The organism is Lactobacillus johnsonii (assembly GCF_014058685.1).
Classification (GTDB): Bacteria; Bacillota; Bacilli; order Lactobacillales; family Lactobacillaceae; genus Lactobacillus.
Window position 1 is genome coordinate 918838 of sequence record NZ_CP059055.1, and the last position, 18556, is coordinate 937393.

At 34.1% G+C, this 18556-nt stretch carries 13 protein-coding genes and 1 pseudogene; 8 read left to right on the forward strand and 6 right to left on the reverse strand.

Annotated features, from left to right (window positions below; translation table 11 throughout):
- Window positions 1-7: 7 nt before the first annotated feature.
- Both ppc and H0I41_RS04330 read right to left on the reverse strand, forming a co-directional pair.
- The gene (gene ppc, locus H0I41_RS04325; protein WP_182094597.1) at window positions 8-2746 is read right to left on the reverse strand and encodes a phosphoenolpyruvate carboxylase; all 2739 of its coding nucleotides are present in this window, start codon (window positions 2744-2746) and stop codon (window positions 8-10) included.
- A gap of 67 nt (window positions 2747-2813) precedes the next feature.
- Entirely contained in the window at window positions 2814-3938 is a 1125-nt protein-coding gene (locus tag H0I41_RS04330; RefSeq protein ID WP_011162099.1) for a glycosyltransferase, read from the reverse strand.
- Between the two features lie 54 nt (window positions 3939-3992).
- Between H0I41_RS04330 and H0I41_RS04335 the strand changes: the two genes are divergently transcribed.
- A complete protein-coding gene (locus H0I41_RS04335) occupies window positions 3993-4520 on the forward strand; it encodes a DNA alkylation repair protein (RefSeq protein ID WP_135014691.1) in 528 nt (175 codons plus the stop codon).
- A gap of 10 nt (window positions 4521-4530) precedes the next feature.
- Here the strand turns inward: H0I41_RS04335 and H0I41_RS04340 are convergent, their stop codons facing one another.
- Window positions 4531-5580 carry an IS30-like element ISLjo1 family transposase gene (locus H0I41_RS04340; protein WP_011161461.1) on the reverse strand — a complete coding sequence of 350 codons (1050 nt, stop codon included), beginning with the start codon at window positions 5578-5580 and terminating at the stop codon, window positions 4531-4533.
- Window positions 5581-5686: 106 nt separating this feature from the next.
- Between H0I41_RS04340 and H0I41_RS04345 the strand changes: the two are divergent.
- Window positions 5687-5869: pseudogene (locus H0I41_RS04345) on the forward strand (DNA alkylation repair protein); the annotation flags it as partial.
- A gap of 214 nt (window positions 5870-6083) precedes the next feature.
- Window positions 6084-8027 carry a M13 family metallopeptidase gene (locus H0I41_RS04350; RefSeq protein ID WP_011162097.1) on the forward strand — a complete coding sequence of 648 codons (1944 nt, stop codon included), beginning with the start codon at window positions 6084-6086 and terminating at the stop codon, window positions 8025-8027.
- Between the two features lie 51 nt (window positions 8028-8078).
- On the opposite strand, the gene H0I41_RS04355 is transcribed toward H0I41_RS04350, so the two are convergent.
- The 3 genes from H0I41_RS04355 to H0I41_RS04365 are packed head-to-tail and all read right to left on the reverse strand — an operon-like array spanning window position 8079 to window position 11308.
- On the reverse strand, window positions 8079-9530 hold the full coding sequence (locus tag H0I41_RS04355) for an FGGY-family carbohydrate kinase (protein ID WP_135014220.1): 1452 nt from the start codon (window positions 9528-9530) through the stop codon (window positions 8079-8081).
- 10 nt (window positions 9531-9540) lie between these two features.
- Window positions 9541-10482: a transketolase family protein gene (locus H0I41_RS04360; protein ID WP_011162095.1), complete on the reverse strand. Its 942-nt coding sequence runs from the start codon at window positions 10480-10482 to the stop codon at window positions 9541-9543.
- Window positions 10475-11308 carry a transketolase gene (locus H0I41_RS04365; protein ID WP_135014221.1) on the reverse strand — a complete coding sequence of 278 codons (834 nt, stop codon included), beginning with the start codon at window positions 11306-11308 and terminating at the stop codon, window positions 10475-10477. The genes H0I41_RS04360 and H0I41_RS04365 overlap by 8 nt, the downstream gene beginning before the upstream one ends.
- A 133-nt stretch (window positions 11309-11441) precedes the next feature.
- Between H0I41_RS04365 and H0I41_RS04370 the strand changes: the two genes are divergently transcribed.
- The 5 genes from H0I41_RS04370 (at window position 11442) to H0I41_RS04390 (ending at window position 18554) form a co-directional block, all read left to right on the forward strand.
- Window positions 11442-12461, forward strand: a complete 1020-nt coding sequence (locus tag H0I41_RS04370; protein WP_135014222.1) for a LacI family DNA-binding transcriptional regulator — start codon at window positions 11442-11444, stop codon at window positions 12459-12461.
- Window positions 12462-12561: 100 nt separating this feature from the next.
- Entirely contained in the window at window positions 12562-14022 is a 1461-nt protein-coding gene (locus H0I41_RS04375) for an L-fucose/L-arabinose isomerase family protein (protein ID WP_011162092.1), read from the forward strand.
- 28 nt (window positions 14023-14050) lie between these two features.
- Window positions 14051-15349: a glycoside hydrolase family 140 protein gene (locus H0I41_RS04380; protein ID WP_011162091.1), complete on the forward strand. Its 1299-nt coding sequence runs from the start codon at window positions 14051-14053 to the stop codon at window positions 15347-15349.
- Window positions 15350-15513: 164 nt separating this feature from the next.
- Complete coding sequence (locus H0I41_RS04385) at window positions 15514-16356, forward strand: PRD domain-containing protein (protein ID WP_011162090.1); 843 nt, start codon at window positions 15514-15516, stop codon at window positions 16354-16356.
- A 5-nt stretch (window positions 16357-16361) separates the two neighbouring features.
- Window positions 16362-18554, forward strand: a complete 2193-nt coding sequence (locus H0I41_RS04390) for a beta-glucoside-specific PTS transporter subunit IIABC (protein ID WP_135014223.1) — start codon at window positions 16362-16364, stop codon at window positions 18552-18554.
- Window positions 18555-18556: the final 2 nt, after the last annotated feature.

Genomic DNA, 18556 nt, shown 5'->3' on the forward strand with positions numbered 1-18556 from the left:
ATTAAAACTATCCCGAATTACGTAAGCCAGAGGTTACCCCATTAATGGTAATCGGTAAAATACTTTCATAAACGCCGGCAATCTCATCGACGCGGTCTCGTTTAATCATTTCAATTTGAATGTAGTTAAGAATATTGAAGTATGGCATCCGGTAATTTAAGCTCATCTTTAAACTTGGGTTATCTGCAAGTAATTCTTTGTTACCTTCAATTTGAAGGATTACTTCTTTAGTAAGTTTCCATTCTTGATAGATAGTATCAAAGACTTTTTTAGTATCTTCATCTTCACATAGGTCCGCATATTGTTTGGCAATATCCATGTTAGATTTGGAAAGAACCATATCAACATTGGAGAGAAGGGAGTGGAAGAAAGGCCAACCTTGATACATCTTTTGTAAGGTGTGGAGGTTATTAGGATTGGCATCAATGAAGTGCTTGAAGGCAGAACCAACACCATACCAGCCAGGGAACATAATTCGACTTTGTGACCATGAGAATACCCAAGGAATAGCTCTTAAGCCTGAAAAATCAGTAATCTTCTTTCTTGCTGCTGGACGAGAACCAATATTTAAGTTGGAAATTTGCTTAATTGGTGTAGCTTGCAAGAAGTAGTCAAGAAAAGCTGGTGTTTCAAAAACAAGCTTACGGTAAACTTTATTACTGTCTAAAACAATTTCATCCATTGAGGAACGGAATCCACCAATATCATCTTCACTTACAATTTGTTTAGAAACAATACGGTCGATAGTAGCTGAGGCCAGCATTTCCAAATTGTAGTAAGCAGTATCTTGATTACCATACTTGTTTTGAATGATTTCACCTTGTTCAGTCATTCGAATACGGTCATTAATTGAGCCAAAAGGTTGAGCAGTAATGGCTTCATAAGAAGGACCACCACCACGTCCAACAGTTCCCCCACGGCCGTGCATGAAGGTAATATTAACACCCAATTTCTTGCCCATTGCAGTTAAGTCTTTCTGAGCCTTGTAAAGATTCCAGCAAGAAGCTAAGTAGCCACCATCTTTATTTGAGTCAGAGTAGCCCAGCATAATTTCTTGGTAATTATTTTGAGAAGCAAGCCACTTTTTAACAATGTCAAGATTTAGAAATTCTTTCATAATTTCACGAGAGTTTTCTAAGTCTTCAACTGTTTCAAATAATGGCACAACTTGAATGCGAGCTCCTTGATTATTTAAAAGATCATATTCTTTAAGCATGATTGCTTGTTCAAGAAGATCAGAGACACTTTCAGTATGAGAAATAATGTGTTGTTTAATTACATCTTCACCAATACAATCCTTGAGTTGACGAGCAGTCTTGTAGATATTTAATTCCTTTTGGAGCAGTTCAGATTTTGGCTTGTTGTTAGCGTGAAGATTACGTGGATCATTGTTTAACTCATTAAGTAAAACTTTAACCTTATCTTTTTCTGGTAAGTCACTATAATCATCACAAATTCCGGCACTCTTGAGTAATTCAGCAACACAAGCTTCGTTTACACTAGAATCTTGACGCATATCAATTGTTGCCAAATGGAAACCAAAGATATCAATTGCTTCTAATAGCTCAGTAAAGAAACTTCTAACTACAGCTTGGTCATGATCTTCTTCGAGCGATTCTTTAATTGTAATTAAATCAGCTTTAAAATCTTGTGGATTCTTGTAAACAGGAATTTTGTCTAAGTTTTCCAAATCGCGTTTTTTAACAAAACTATTTTTATCAGCTGTGCCTAAAAGAGTATATTCAGTATGAAGTAAACGGCTCTCAATATAGTAGAAAGCACGACGATATGGTTCATTCGTTCTAAATGGTGAATCATCATTTGAGAGATCTGATAATTTTTCAACAGCGGATGAAGGCTTCATATAAGAAGTAGACATTGAAATCGTGCGGTAGAGCTTGTTTAGCTGTTTAATATAGTATTCAAAGATTACTTGGCTTTGCAAAGTGGCACTCAACTTTAATGTTTCGGCAGTAACATATGGATTTCCATCACGATCGCCTCCGATCCACATTCCCATGGTAATTGGGGTGGCACCAGATAGATTTAAATTATGTTTTTTAGCTAATTCTTGATAGCGAGCTGTAAATTTAGTGATAGCTGGAATCAAAGCCTTAGGATAGTATGCTAAAACGTTTGTAATTTCATTAGAAACCTGTAGTTTGTGGCTACGAATAATATCGGTTTGCATTAAAATCTCAATGTAAGCGCGGAGTTTTTCAGTCCATTCAGCTTGGTTAATAGTTCCGTTTTTAACTTCACGATAACTACGTAATAAACCATGGATTTGGTCAGTTAGTTCAAGGACAGTTTTTCTTTGAACTTGAGTAGGGTGAGCAGTTAAAACGGGAACTACATTAACATGCTTAAGAATTTCACTTGCATTTTCTTTTTGAGAAACTAAGTCAATCGTATCTTCAAGTTTACCAAGATAGTCTTGATCCGTATTATTGAGTAGGTTAACTTCACTAGCTAACTCTACATCTTCAGAAATATTAACTAATAAAGGTAAAGTTGCAAAATAACGTGCAACGACAATCATTTCTTGATTAGTAAGGCTAGCAATTTGCTCTTCAAGAGCATCGTAGTCTTTTTGGGCGGAGATTTTAATTAAATCTTGAATTTTATTAAAAATCACATCCCCACTTAATTGACGTATACTCTCGTTAAGTAAGTTGGTCAAAATTTTAACTTCTTCAGCTACCATTGCATGATCGCTGCTATTTTCTAACTTCTTAATGGACATTAAAAAAGGTTCCTCCTTTTTGTGAAAGACTTAACATAAGAATAACACATATTTTTATGTTTGAATATTAGTTTGAAATATAATTTTTTTGAGCATTTTTCATCATTGTTAGGACCTTTTTAGCAGAAAATTCAACTGTAAGAGATTTAGCATAATTTTGGTAATTTGTGCTCATGACTTTTAAATCTTTGGGATGATTAATCCAGTAATCAATTCTTTGAGTTAAAATTTCGCTTCTTCCAGCGGGAAAAAGATTGTTAGGACTTAAAGCATATGAACTGGTAGAAGAGAGAGGACTTTGGGCAATTATGGGTACACACCCAGTCGCAAAAGCTTCCATGCAAGCCATCCCTTCAACTTCCACGTTAGCACAATGAACAACAATATTGGATTGATCCATGATCTGTTTTAAGTCATTTCTAGAATAAAAGCCAAACTGAGCATTGATCTTTAGTCTTTGGCAAAGGGAGATATATTCATTCTTTAAGGGTCCTTTCCCAGCTAAAATTAATTTGATTCTATCTTTGTATTTACTACGTCCGATAGCTTTAATTAAGGTCTTTTGATCCTTTTCATTTGAAAAACGGCCGATTGAAAGTATTGTAAAGGGATCAGTTGTTGTTGTTTTCTGATTATTTTGTAAATAATAATCACTAATCCCATTCGAGATAACTATTAACTTGGATTTGAAGTTATATTTTTTTAAACGCTGTTCGACTTTCGAAGTTGGACATTGTAAATAGCTACAGTAATTAAAAGTAGTATCACGAAATAATCTCATAAAAGCAGAGTTGATGCTGGCATGGTCTAAAACTGGAACCGAAGCAGTTAGATTTTCAGGATAAAGATGAAAAGTACCTGTAATTGGCTTTCTCATCTGTTTGGCAATTTTAGCTGCGCTCCAGCAAACCGGGAAAGGGTCCTCTAAGTGGACTAAATCTGCCCATCTAATAGCGTCTTTGATTATTTCTTTTCTAGGTTTAGCAAAATGAAATCCTTCTTTAGCAATAATATTTTTAAAAATTGGGATGGTCATTATTGGAAGAGAGTAATCTGGTTCTCCGCCTGCAATGGAAGAAAGGATACGGACATCTTGACCCATTTTTTTAAATTCGTGAACAAAGCGCTGCGTTGAGATTGACATCCCATTACTTTTATTGAAATAATCATCGATAACAATTAAAATTTTCATGATTATTCTCCCTCTAGTATTACTATATGTATTTTAACAAGTAAGGAAACTGAAGTGAAAGAATTAGATAAGTATCAACAACTAAAACAAAAGTTAGTTGAAAATAGTGATCCCGAGTTAGCCACACAAATGAAAAAATATCTACGGAATAAATTTGAGTTTTATGGTTTGAAATCGCCTGAAAGACGGAAAAGTTACCATGACCTAATCAAAGTAGAAAAGAAAAATAAAAAAATTGATTGGAATTTTCTTGATCAAGCATGGTCCGATACACATCGAGAAGCACAATATTTCGTTTGTGATTATTTAATTTCATTAGAAAGATTTCTAACGTTTGAAGACCTTGACCATATTTTTTATTATGTAAAGTCTAAGCAGTGGTGGGATACAATTGATAGTTTGATAAAGCCAATTGGAAAGATTGGGTTAAGGGATGGAAGAGTAGATGACCTGATGCTTGCTTGGTCAAAAGATAATGATTTTTGGGTAAGAAGAGTGGCAATTGAACATCAGCTCTTACGAAAAAATAAGATGAACACTGAATTGTTAGAGAAAATTTCGCAAATTGCAATAATAAATTGAACACTTTTAGTTAAGCTGCTTGATAGATTAGATCTAATTCTCTTTCAAAGATTTCATCTGGTGTATGATAGGCCAGTATCTTTCTTGGCAAAGAATTGCACCAGGTTTCAATATTAATGATGTCTTGTAAAGAATAGTTAGCTATTGCTTCTCCCTTAGGAATGAATCTGCGAATAAGACCATTGTGTCTTTCAACTGTTCCCTTATCACAAGAAGTGTAAGGATGGGCATAGTAAACCAGTGTATTGGATACTTTTTCTAGGTTGGAAAGATCTGCAAACTCTGAGCCATTATCAGTGGTAATGGTTTTAAAAATATCATTCCAATGTTCGCTGTATTGCCTTTGGAGTTCTTTAAAGGCCTGCATGACACTGACAGAAGTCTTGTCAGGAATACGAAGAATTAAAAACTCACGACTCATACGCTCAGATAAGGTTAGCAGTACCTCATCATCTTTGCTCTTATGTCCGAGAACTAAATCGCATTCCCAATGACCGAATTCATTACGTTTATTGATCTCTTTAGGACGTTCTTCAATGCTTCTGCCAAGTTTTTTCTTATTTTTGCGAATACGATGAAGCTTAGTATTGCGTTTAAGCTTCTCTGGCAAGTCGTAATTATAAATTCCTAATAAGCCTTGATCAACGTAATTATAAAGAGTTTTGGTGCAGACAACATCGCTGCTAGCGAATTCGCCAACAGCAGTAGCACGATTACTGCACACATCAAGCGACCAGCCATCTTTAAAAAAATGCTTGTGGACATAGCGCATGAATTGAGCTTTCCTGAGAAAGTCTGATTTGCGCCCACAATTTTTACGATGAGCTTTATATGCATCATGCCCTTGAGTAGCCTTATATTTTTTGACTTTACCATGATACAGTTTTACAGTGCCACGCTTAACCTCATAGCTGATAGTAGAAGGAGAACAGTTAAGTTCACGGGCAATTGCACGCAAAGAATAGCCATCTTTCAAACGCAATTGAATAATAACTCGCTCTTCAAATGATAAATGCTTGCCTTTAACGTGCTGGTTCATGGTAGAATGTAAAGAGTCCATTTTGACCTCCAATAGAAAGTTTTTGTGGTTATTAACATTCTATCAAACAGGTCCGAATGGACTTTTTATTTTTTATCAAGTGTTCAATTTAATTTTACAATCAGCGTTAGAGAAAATTTTAGAAAATAATCTGAATAGTTCAGAATTTTTCATCAATAAGGCAATTGGTTGGGCCTTACGTGATTACTCTAAAACTAACCGGGCCTGGGTAAAAAAATTTATTAATGATCATTATTCCGACATGGCCGCGCTTTCGATTAAAGAGGGAAGCAAGTACTTGCACTCATAAGTTACAAGTCTAACAAAATGGGTCGTGAAATAAGAATACGAAAAGAAACCGTACGTGAAAAATAATGCAATCCCACGTAAAGATTTTAAGGTTAAGATCGAACCAAATAGTAAAGTTTAAAGTATTATTCTAGTTTCTAAAAAATGACATTTTAAAATTAATTTAATCATGATATCATTTAATTAATCTTATAATTTCAATGGAAGGTAATTAGATGAGAAAATACTTTAATATTCGCGGGGGTGCAGGTGACCTAACTAAGCCTGATATTAATACTAGACCCCAAGATAATCTTTACTTAGCCGTTAACTCAGAATGGCTTTCAAAAGCAAAAATTCCAGCTGACAGAACTTCAACCGGAATTAACTTGATTTTAGATATGCGAATCGAAGATCAATTGATGAAGGATTTTGCCAAATTTGCTGACGGGAAAAAGGAGATTCCTACTATACCAAATTTTGCAAAAGCAATTAATCTTTATAAATTAGCAATTGATTTTGATAAAAGAAATAAAGAACAGGCAGAGCCAATCAAAGCTGATTTAGAAAAATTAACATCATTAAATAGCTTTGAAGAATTTAATAAACAAGCTGCTGACTTGTTTGCAAAAGGATATGACTTACCATTCAATATTTTTGTAATGGAAGATATGAAGGATACTGATCATAATGCCTTATATGCAGAAGGACCAGGTACATTTTTGCCAGATACTACTGCATATCAAAGTGATGATGCTGAAAAATTGCTTTCTACTTTGGAAAAGCAAACAGTTAAGTTACTTGTAATGGCTGGAGTAGAGGAAGAACAAGCAAAGACTTGGGCAAGTAAGGGTATTGAATTTGATAAAAAACTTGCCAAAGTTTTAAAGTCGACTGAAGAATGGGCTGACTATGCAGCTGTCTATAATCCAGTTAAATTGGCAGATTTTGAAGCTAAATTTGAAAATTTCGACATCAATGCTTTCTTAAAACAGCTTTTACCTGAATTACCTGATCAAGTAATTGAAGCAGAGCCACGTTATTTTGATCATATCAATGAATTTTTAAATAATAGTGAATTTGACGAAATCAAGAGCTGGATGATTGTTAAGTTTATTAATGGGGGAGCTAATTACTTATCTCAAGACTTTAGAGAAGCAGCTTTTCCATTTAGACAAGCTGTTTATGGGGTGCCTGAAATGCCAGCACAAGATAAGCATGCATATCGTTTAGCAAATGCGGCTTTTGATGAAGTTGTTGGGATTTATTACGGTAAAGCTTATTTTGGCGATGATGCTAAAAATGATGTAATTAGCATGATTAAGAATATGTTGAAGGTCTATGAAGAAAGAATTCAAGATAATGACTGGCTTTCCGAATCAACTAAGAAACAAGCTATTGTTAAATTGCAAGCTTTAAAACTCAAAATTGGTTATCCAGAAAAGAATCAGGCCGTTTTTGACCGACTAGTAGTTGATCTAAATAAGAGTCTATATGAGAATCAAGCTCTTATTAATCAAGAAAAGATTAAAGACAACTTGCAAAAGCTAAATCAAGTTCCTGATCGAAGCGTTTGGGCAATGCCCGGTAATCTAAACAATGCTTGCTATGACCCACAAAAGAATGATTTAACTTTCCCAGCTGGAATTTTGCAAGCGCCATTTTATGATGCAAAACAATCTCGTGCAGCTAACTATGGTGGAATTGGAGCAACTATTGGTCACGAAGTTTCTCATGCTTTTGATAATAATGGGGCCCAATTTGATGAAAAGGGTAATATGAAGAACTGGTGGACTAAGAAAGACTTTGCTGAGTTTAATAAACGTACTAAGGCCGTTGCTGATATTTTTGATGGCTTACAGTATGGACCAGCCAAGTTAAATGGTAAGCAAGTTGTTTCTGAAAACATTGCCGATTTAAGTGGTCTTTCTTGTGCAATTGCTGCTAATAAAGCAGAAGGCGGGGAGATGAAAGATCTCTTTGAAACTTATGCGAAGAGCTGGATGCAAAAACAACGTCCAGAATCAATTACAGCAGAAGTTCAATCAGACGTACATGCACCGCAACCAACAAGAGTTAATATTCCTGTTCAAAATCAAGATGAGTTTTACGAAGCTTATAATGTAACTCCAGAAGATGGAATGTGGCTAGATCCTGAAGATAGAATTACTATTTGGTAATAATAAAAAACCTAGTACTGACACAATTATGTGAAAGTTCTAGGTTTTTTATTATGATAATTTTTTTATCCAAGAAGACCATTCACTTGAATACTTATTTGCTGCATGTTTGTCCATTCGAGGAATATAAGTTTTAGAATAATGCATCCCATCAAATTGTTGCATTGAATTCATCGCAGTTCCCAGAGCACTTAACTCAGCGACTTCAGCAATCTTTACATTTTTTTGAGTGATATTACTTAAATATTGCATTAAATATTTATTTTGTATCATTCCACCATCAGCATGAATTTCACTGTTCACTTGAGAAGAAAAGTGATGAAATGCCTGTAGAATATCATTGATTTGATAAACTAATGAATTTAGAGTGGCACGTACTAATTCTTTTTTACCAGTGGTAGCTGTCATATTAACAAATGCAGCTTTCATATTAGGGAGCCAATAAGGAGCGCCAAGTCCAGCAAAAGCCGGAATTAAAATAGTATGATCATTTGGATTAGCGGTTAGGGCCAGCATAGTAGTATCAGACGGATCGTGAATTAAATGTAGCTTGTCTTTTAACCATGTAACGCAAGCTCCTGCATAATTAATATTTCCTTCAAGAACGTAAGATTTTTTACCATTAATTGACCAGGCAAGAGATGTATTAAGCTGATTATTAATATTTTTTGGTAAATTATTACCTATATTTAACATCACAGAAGAACCAGTTCCAAACGTAACTTTAAAGTCACCAGGATTAAAACACTCATGAGCAAATAAGGCAGCTTGAGAATCACCTAAAACGCTAAGAATAGGAATTTTATGAGGAATGAGACCAAATAAATTAGTTTCACCAAAATTAGCATTTGAATCAACAATTTTAGGAAGATCATTGAGATCAATACCAAAAATTTCACCTAAATCCTGATCCCATGTTCCAGTTTTTATATTCATTAGCTCAGTTCGACAAGCATTAGAAACTTCAGTCTTAAAAGATTCGCCATTAGTGAGTTGATAAACTAGCCAAGAGTCTATTGTTCCTAAGCAGAGGTCATTGTTAGCATGTGCTTGAATCACTCTGGGTTCATTTAAAAGCATCCAACCCCATTTGGCTCCAGTAAAATATGGAGAAAGAGCTAAACCAGTTTTGTTTTTTACTTTTCTAGCTAATTCTGGATATGTAATTTGATTGATTAATTGTTCTGAGCGATTATCTTGCCAAACAATAGTATAGCAAAGCGGTTCACCAGTTCTTCGAGACCAGGCAGCTGCCGATTCACGTTGGTTGGTAATAGCGACGGCTTCAAGTTGTCTAGAATCAACTTTTTCAAGAATCTGCTTAAATAGCTGTTTTAGATTATTTTTTATTTCATTTAAATTATGACTCACCCAGCCATTTTCATTAATGAGCTGTTGGTGGGAAAGGGAAGCCTTGAAGAAAATTTGATTCTGATGATTGATTAGAAGTACCTTAGTTCCTTGGGTGCTTTGATCAATTGCTAAAATATATTTTTCAGTCATAAGAAATGCCTCAATGCGTGAGGAGGTCTTCAACTGCTTTTTCAATACCTGCACTATCCAAGCCATAATAGTGGAAGACCTCATCTTGTGTTCCTTGAATAGCTGGTTCATCAGGAAATCCTAAAATTGTTAATTTAGCATGTCCAAATTTAGCTACTTCAACTGCTACAGCACTACCGATTCCATTGATTAGATCATGTTCTTCAACAGTAACTATCTGATTAAATTCCTGTGCTAGTTTATCAAGCATTTCAGCATCCAAAGGTTTAATTGATGCTAAATCAACAACTTCAGCATCAATACCATTTTTTGCTAATTTTTCAGCAGCTTGGAGAGTGAAATAAAGCATTTCACCAACAGAAATTAGACAAACATCTTTTCCTTTGCGAATAATTTTTGCTTTTCCAGGTTCAAACTTAAAATCTTCGTGATAAACATTATCAAGTTTTCTTTTACCGATCCGAACGTAAGCTGGACGAGGTGAGGTAAGCAGATAATTGAAAAGTGCTCTAGTCTGATATTGATCACATGGTTGATAGACTTCAAGATTAGGAATAGCACGAGTAATAGCTACATCATTTAAAGAATGATGTGTTGTTCCGAGCCAAGTGTAGGAGTTGCCACCAGAAATACCAATTAATTTAACATTAGTTTGGTTAAATGCAACATCCACTTTGACTTGTTCAATTGATCTCATTGCTAGGAAAGCTGCTGGTGAGAAAACAAAGGGATGCTTTCCGGCATGAGCCATACCTGCAGCAACTGTAACTGCATTTTGTTCAGCAATTCCCATTTCAACAGTGCGATCGGGATGAGCATTAGTAAAATTAACTAACCCTGCAGAGCCACGTGAGTCACAGGTTACAACTAACAAATTAGGATCAACTTTAGTTGCTTTGTCTAGTGTATCAGCGATAACTGTATTGGCAGATAGTTTTTCTTCTTTAGTCATTGTTAAGTCCCTCCAGCTGTGTATCTAATTCTTGTAATCCTTCTTGATACTCTTCTTTAGTCGGTATTTTGTGATGCCAATCTGCCCGATTTTCTGCAACGGTAATTCCTTTACCTTTAACTGTGTTAGCAATAATAACTCTTGGTTTTCCGGTGTTATTTGGCTTATTTAAAACATCTACTAAAGCATCAATATTGTTACCGTTTACTTCAATCGCATCCCAACCAAATGCTTCATATTTATTACTAAGTGGATTAGAACGCATAACTGAGTCCGTTGTACCAGTAATTTGTAAGTCATTGTGGTCAATAATTGCAGTTAAATTGTCCAAGCTGTAGTTACTTGCTGCCATAGCAGCTTCCCAAACAGATCCTTCTGCTTGTTCACCATCACCCATTAAAACAAAAGTACGTTTCTTTAAATGATCCATTTTTGCAGCTAAAGCAACGCCAACGCCTAAACCAAGTCCATGACCAAGAGAGCCTGTATGAAATTCCATTCCTTTTACATCAGTAGTTGGATGACCAATGTAGGGACTATTAAAAGTGGAGTACCGTCTATCTAAATCTTCTTGATCAATATATCCTTTGTCAGCAAGAATTTCGTACCAAATTTCTACTGCATGTCCTTTACTTTGAATATAGGTATCAGAGTTTTTGTCTTCAAAAGTATCGGGAGTTTGGTTGAGAACGCCATAATAGAGAGCAACTAAAATATCAGTACATGATAGGTCTGAACCTGTGTGACCGTTATGATGACGATAGATTAGTTGCCATGTTCTTTTCCTTAATTGAATGGCTTTTTTCTTTAAACTTAAACTATCCATTAGAAACACCTCAATTTGTTTATTATCTTGTAAATGCTTACAAAATGAGGGTATCATGTTTATAGTTAACATAGATTAATTATTTAATTAGTTTAGTTTAGATTAGTAAATTTATTTAAGAAAGAAATAAAAAATGAAATTAAAGATAAGTGATATTGCAGAAAAAGCAGGTGTATCAAAAGCGGCTGTCTCTTTTGCACTAAATGGAAAAGCAGGAGTAAGTGAAAAAACGAGGAAGCATATTTTTAAAGTAATAGAAGAAATGGGCTATGAACCACTAAGAAAGCATAAAAAGGGCGGTGTGAGAAAATTAACTAGCATTAGCTTAGTAATTATTAAGACTACTACAGGGTTAATGAATCGAAGTTATGCAAGTTTACCGTTTTTTGATTCATTAGTATCTAATCTTTCTCAAAATGTTGGTGGATCTGGTGGACAAGTTCAAATTGTTACTTTAAATATTCGAAATTTGAAACAAGACATCGAAAATAGTACTGCTCTAAAGAAAAGTAAGGCGGCGATTGTTCTAGCAACAGATTTAAATAAAAAACAAATTCTATTCTTAGATTCTAAAATTAAGAATGCTATCTTTATTGATAATTATTTTGAAGATGTAGATGCAGACTTTGTTTCAATTGATAACTTTCAAGGAGGATATAATGCTGGAAAGTTTATTATAGAAAAAGGTTACACACAGATTGGTTATGTTGCATCAAATCGGATAATTACTAATTTTTTGAAGAGAAGAGAGGGTTTTAGAACTGCTCTAAAAGAAAAAAATCTTGAAATTCCGCCAGACTTTGTCTTTAGTTTAAATCCAGTTGAATTGAGGGGAACATTACCTAAATTTTTCTATTCGAATAAAAAGTATCCGCATGCAATTTTTTGTGAAGATGATTATATGGCTCTACGTTTAGTTAAAGAATTAACCAAAATTGGTATTAAAATCCCTGACCAATTGGCAATCATGGGTTTTGATGATATTTTTGAGGATACAATGATTAATCCGGAATTAACAACAATTCACGTTCCGATTGAACAAATCGTTAGACAGGCAATTAATCAACTAGAAGAAAAAGTAAGTAATACGCATTGGCTTAGCCAGAAAAGCTTTATCTCGACAAAACTAATTGTAAGAGAATCATTAAAATAGCTAGTTAAGTTTAATTAAGTAAATTAACTATTGATGTGTTAGGAAATACTAGCTATTGTAATTTGTGTAAGCGAATACATAAATTTGAGAGGTAATGAGTATGACTAATTATGATAGTTTAAAACAAATTAAGATTGGCTTTGCACCAACAAGAAGAAACATTTTTTCTGCAACAGCAGCAATTGAATTTGCAAATAAAACACGTGAAAAATTAGATGAACTAGGTGTCAATTATGTTGACATTAAAGAAGTAAATGATGACGGACTTCTGTACGACGATGATGGATTAGAAAAGATTACTGAGAAATTCAAGAAAGCAAAAATTGATGGGTTGTTCATTGCTAATGAGAATTTTGGTACTGAGTATGAAGTGGCAAGATTAGCTGCTAAACTTAATGTCCCGGTATTACTTTGGGGTCCAAAAGATGAAGCTCCAGCTCCCGACGGCTCACGTAGAAGGGATACACAGTGTGGATTATTTGCGATTGGAAAAGTTTTACGTCACTTTAATGTCCCGTTTACCTACATTAAAAATAGCGATATTGACGATCCTGCTTTTAGTAGAGGGATGATTGATTTTATCAAAGTATGTAATGTAGTTAAAACTTTTAAGAATACAAGAATTTTACAAATTGGTACTCGTCCCTTTGACTTTTGGTCAGTGATCGTTAATGAAGGAGAGTTATTAGAAAAGTTTGGTATTCAACTTTCACCAATTCCTTTAGGAGAGTTAACTTCTTATATGTATGAGTTAATTGACAAAAAGGATTCTAGAATTGAGGAAACAAAAGAAACCTATCGTAATTGGGCTGATATTAAAATTAAAGATGAAGATTTCACCAAAGTAGCTGCTTTGAAACTTGCTATGCAAGATAAGATGAAGGAATATGGTTGCAATGCAGGTACAATTCAATGTTGGACTGAGTTGCAAAGGGAAATCGGTATTTTACCTTATGCTTCTGAAGCACTACTTCAAACCGAAGGCATGCCCGTAACTTGTGAGACAGATATTAATGGTGCTATTTCTGAATTATTAGCAGAAAGTGCTACTTTGGGTGATGAACGAGCCATATTTGCAGATGTTAACTGTCGCCATCCCGAAAATGAGAATGGTGAATTATTACAGCACTTAGGTACATTCGCCTTTCAAACAGCAAAAAATCGGCCAATTTTACCACCTTCACATTTTGTTTTTGACTATCCTGGCTCAGCTGCTTTTGAAGCTAAAGATGGAACCTATACCTTAGTGCGATTTGATGGTGATCACGGTAAGTATTCAATGTTAATTGGTAATGCTAAAACTTGTGATGGACCATATGAACAAGGGACCTATGCCTGGTTCCAATTTAAGGATTTGAATAGATTTGAAGCAAAATATGTTTATGGACCATATATCCATCATATGGCTGGTGTACGAGCTGATGTTGTACCTATTTTAGCAGAAGCATGTAAGTACATTAATGTAAGTCCAGATTATTATGATCCAATTAAGGATAAGGTTGCAGCTTATTGGTACGGCGATTTAGATAGTATTTTGGATGATGAGCAGAAACACAAATAAGCTAAGTATTAAAGAGGAATGTAAAAGAATGTTATCAACAAAAGGCAAATATTTGTATAAAAATGGAGAAAAACTATTTTATTTAGCTGATACTTGTTGGGGAGCCTTTACTAGTATTACAATGCCAGATTGGCGATATTATCTTGATATGAGAAAATCTGAAGGATTTAATGCTATTCAAATTAATATATTACGCCAATGGGATTCTAGTAAACCATTAAAAGGACGAGAACCATTCACAGTCGTAGAGCACCCGGATGGATCATATGAATATGATTTTACTAAGATAAACGAGGAGTATTTTGATAATGCAGTTAAAATGCTGGAAGAGATGAAAAAGCGCAACATGGTTCCAGCACTGGTTTTACTCTGGAGCAATTTCATTCCAGATAATTGGATTGATAATCTTCACCTTGCTCAAAATAATTTAATGCCATTTGATTGCATTAAACCTTATGTTACTTACGTAGTTAATAAATTTAAAAGATTTAATCCAATTTGGTTTGTAAGTGGGGATGTGGGATTCACTAATAATGAAAGACAAAATCGCCAAACGGCAATTAAGTATTATCAAGAAGTGCTAGAGAGTGCCAAAAGTGTAGATCCAGCTGGCATATACACTTTTCACATTAATGGAGAGAGTCATGATTTGCCAGAAGAATTTGTTAAGCAAGTTAGTTTTTATAGTTATCAATCTGGTCATGGTTATAGCGGTCAAAAAACTGCCTATACTATTCCATTAGCTTTACGTGAAAAACAAAATTATCAGGGACCGATTATTGATACCGAACTTTGTTATGAAGGCTTGACCCAAATGCATTCGCCAGAACCTAAACGCTATAATGCATTCGATGTACGAAAGGCTGCTTGGCGAGCAGTTTTATCGGGAGCTGATGCAGGCCTAGGTTATGGTAGTTTTGGAATATGGCCTTGGAAAGATATTAGTCATCCTGAGCAGAAGTTAGAGAAAAATTTTAACGTTCAACTTGTACCATACGACTGGAGGACCTGTTTAACTTTTCGTGGTGCTAAGGATTTAGGATTTCTGAAAGCCATTTTAACTAAATTTGCTCCTAATGGTTTAAAACCGCTTAATATTGATGTAAGTAAAGCAATTAGAGGCGCGGAAAGTGAGAATTATATCTTAATTTATTTACCAACAGCTGGAAATTTAGATTTTAATAAATTAGATTTACATATAAATAATTGTAAAGTTATTGATTTAAATAATAGAAGTATTTTAGAAGGTCAAGTAGAAAATAATGTCCTTAAAATGCTACCAGTGCTAGAAGATGAACTCATAATTATAGATAAGCAACTAAACTAAGCTAAACTAATGTAGCACTTATTGCAATCGTTTACATTAAATGCTATGCTTATAACTGAATAAGAAATCGGATTGTTACATTAAGTTGGCAAGACCAAATAAATCTAAATTATTTTAAGTTAGGTTTATTGAGTCTTGCCATTTTTTATTGAAAGGTAAATTATATGTTTCTAATTAAAAGAGTTCTTAACAATAACGCTGTTGTTGCTACAGATAAGCATAAGCAAACATTAGTAGCTTTAGGAAATGGAATTGCCTTTCATAAAAAGGCAGGTGAAGTTATTGGTGAAGAGAGAGTTGAAAAAGTATTTTATCCAAAAAATGAAAAAGATACTAACTCAATGAGTGAAATGCTAGCTAGCATTGATCCAAAATATATTGAATTATCTGATCAAATTATTTCAGAAGCAATTGCAAGTTCAGGTAAAAAGTTAAGCGACGATATTTATTTATCATTGCCAGACCATTTGCAGTTTGCAGTTGAAAGGATAAAGAAGGGAATGCCGATTCAGAATCGTTTAACAATTGAAACGATGCAAACATATCCGGATGAGTTTCAATTAGGAAAGCGGGTCCTTTATTATTTAGAAAAAAGTGAAAATTTAAAATTTCCAGAAGATGAGGCAACTAATATTGCAATGCATTTAATTACTGCTGAAGAAGGAAACTCACTTGAACATACAGCCGGAACAATTGAATTAATTAATAGGCTTTTAGATATTATTAGTGAAATGTTAAATATAGAAATTAGTTCAAAATCAGTTGCTTATTATCGGTTAGTAACTCATCTAAAATTTTTTGCTCAGAGAATTTCAAAAAAGCAAATCCAAGAATCTAGTGTTGATAAAGAACTTTATAGCATGGTTGTTCACCGCTATCATAAGGAATATTTAATTTCACAAAGAATCGCAGGAATTGTGATGCAAAAGTTTGATTATAAAGTACCGCAAGATGAAATTATGTACTTAACGATCCATATTCATCATATTGCGGTTGCAGATAGGTAATGTAAATGAATAACAGTTATAAAGAAGTAGCGGAAAAAATTTTGGTTGCAGTTGGTGGAGCAGAAAATATTAATGAAGTATTCAACTGTATTTCAAGGCTAAGGTTCTATTTAAAAGATTCAAAGAAAGTAAACTATCCAAAACTAAAGTTGATTCCAGCAATTTCAGAAAGTGAGTTTGAAGATGGACAGTTACAAATCCTTTTAGGTCAAGATGTAGAGCTTTATTATGATGCATTGGTTCACTTATTAAAGCAGAAAAATATAAGTGGAGGAGAAAAGAAAATGTCTAAAGTAGATGAAAAAGATAAAAAACTAGCTGAAGAAATAGTCAAGCTAGTTGGTGGTAAAGATAATGTAATTAGTTTAGTTCATTGTGTGACTAGACTACGTTTTAAATTAAAAGATGAAAGCAAAGCTGATGATAATGCAATTAAGCAATTAAAAGGAGTAATGGGCGTTGCTCATGCAGCTGGTCAATATCAAGTTATTATTGGAAACAACGTAGCAGATGTTTATGATCAAGTAATTCCACTTTTAGGATTGAGTCAGGATCATAAAGAAAATACAAATAAAGATAAAAATATAGTTAATCGCTTTATAAAATTATTAACAACTATTTTTACACCATTTTTAGGAGTCTTAGCAGCTGCAGGTGTATTAAAAGGATTTTTAACGCTCTTGGTTGTTTTACATGTATTAAATACAAAGAGTGGCACATATTTAATTCTTTATGCTGCAGGGGATGCATTATTTTACTTTTTACCCGTGATGATAGGCTTTTCAACTGCTAGAACATTTAAAATAAATGAATATGTTGGAGCAATTATAGGGGCAGCACTCTGCTATCCATCTTTAGTCCAGGCATATCAGATGAAGCAAAGCATTCAATTCTTTAATATTCCTGTTATTTTGATGAATTATACCCAAACGCTAATTCCAGCAATTATTGCGGTATGGCTAGCATCAATTCTGTATAAGTTTTTAAACAACTATCTACCTTCATCATTAAAGCTTATCTTCACGCCTTTAATAACTTTAATGATTGCTGTTCCTTTAACTTTCTTAGTGGTAGGACCAGCAACTTCTTGGGCTAGTGAAGAATTGACATATAGTATTCTTTGGATTTATGCTCATGCAAGAGTTGTAGCTGGGTTTATTTTAGCTGGTATTTGGCAAGCAGTAGTGTTACTAGGACTACATTGGGCCTTTATACCTATTTTTTTAAACAATATAGCAACTCGTGGTTTTGATCCTATTGATGCGATGTTATATTGTACAGTTTTTGGACAAACTGGGGCTGCATTGGCTTTAGTTCTAAAGGCTAAAGATTCTAAATTTAAGGAAATTGGTTGGCCAGCCGTTATTTCTGGTTTTTTGGGAGTAACAGAACCAATAATTTACGGAGTTACATTACCACATAAAAAATCCTTTATTCTTGGATCAATCGGATCAGCATTTGGTGGAGCAATCGCTGCTTTTTCAAATGCAAAAATGTTTGGAGGCTTTGCTAGTGGTGGTATTTTTGGAATTCCAATGTTTATTGATCAAAAAGCTGGAATTAATGGTAGCTTTATGGGATTTTGTCTATCTTTACTTGTCGCTTTTGGAATTGCTTTTATCAGTACTCTAATTTGGGGCGATAAAATTGTCTCTACTACTTCAAAGAAAGATTTTAAAGTTAAAAGAGTTGAATTCAAAGATCAAGGAATTGCATCCCCAGTTCAGGGTACTGCACTTGAATTAAAAAATGTCGATGACCCAGTTTTTTCGGCTGGTACTATTGGTAAAGGAATTGCTGTTCAACCAAATAATGATGAAATTCATGCGCCATTTGATGGTGAAGTAGTTTCTGTTTTTCCAACTAAACATGCTATTGGATTAAAGTCAGACAATGGAGTTGAATTGTTGATTCATTTAGGTATTAATACGGTAAATTTGAAAGGAAAATATTTCGAGGTAAAAGTTGAAGTAGGTCAAAAAGTTAAACAAGGTGACTTACTTGAGACATTCGATGTAGATAAAATTAAGGCAGCTGGATATGACACAGTAGTTCCAATTATTGTAACGAATGCTAATAATTTTGATGATATTATTATTGAAAAGAAAAATGGAGATTCAGTAAGATTTGAAGATCAAATTTTAATGGCAACCGTTGATCAAGAAGTAGAAATTCCAGATAATGCTACTCAAGCATAAGA

Bases quoted from the DNA above. Each gene is read 5' to 3' on its own strand.
- ppc (WP_182094597.1), bottom strand. From the start codon at position 2,746: ATGTCCATTAAGAAGTTAGAAAATAGCAGCGATCATGCAATGGTAGCT.
- H0I41_RS04330 (WP_011162099.1), bottom strand. From the start codon at position 3,938: ATGAAAATTTTAATTGTTATCGATGATTATTTCAATAAAAGTAATGGG.
- H0I41_RS04340 (WP_011161461.1), bottom strand. From the start codon at position 5,580: ATGGACTCTTTACATTCTACCATGAACCAGCACGTTAAAGGCAAGCAT.
- H0I41_RS04350 (WP_011162097.1), top strand. From the start codon at position 6,084: ATGAGAAAATACTTTAATATTCGCGGGGGTGCAGGTGACCTAACTAAG.
- H0I41_RS04355 (WP_135014220.1), bottom strand. From the start codon at position 9,530: ATGACTGAAAAATATATTTTAGCAATTGATCAAAGCACCCAAGGAACT.
- H0I41_RS04360 (WP_011162095.1), bottom strand. From the start codon at position 10,482: ATGACTAAAGAAGAAAAACTATCTGCCAATACAGTTATCGCTGATACA.
- H0I41_RS04365 (WP_135014221.1), bottom strand. From the start codon at position 11,308: ATGGATAGTTTAAGTTTAAAGAAAAAAGCCATTCAATTAAGGAAAAGA.
- H0I41_RS04370 (WP_135014222.1), top strand. From the start codon at position 11,442: ATGAAATTAAAGATAAGTGATATTGCAGAAAAAGCAGGTGTATCAAAA.
- H0I41_RS04375 (WP_011162092.1), top strand. From the start codon at position 12,562: ATGACTAATTATGATAGTTTAAAACAAATTAAGATTGGCTTTGCACCA.
- H0I41_RS04380 (WP_011162091.1), top strand. From the start codon at position 14,051: ATGTTATCAACAAAAGGCAAATATTTGTATAAAAATGGAGAAAAACTA.
- H0I41_RS04385 (WP_011162090.1), top strand. From the start codon at position 15,514: ATGTTTCTAATTAAAAGAGTTCTTAACAATAACGCTGTTGTTGCTACA.
- H0I41_RS04390 (WP_135014223.1), top strand. From the start codon at position 16,362: ATGAATAACAGTTATAAAGAAGTAGCGGAAAAAATTTTGGTTGCAGTT.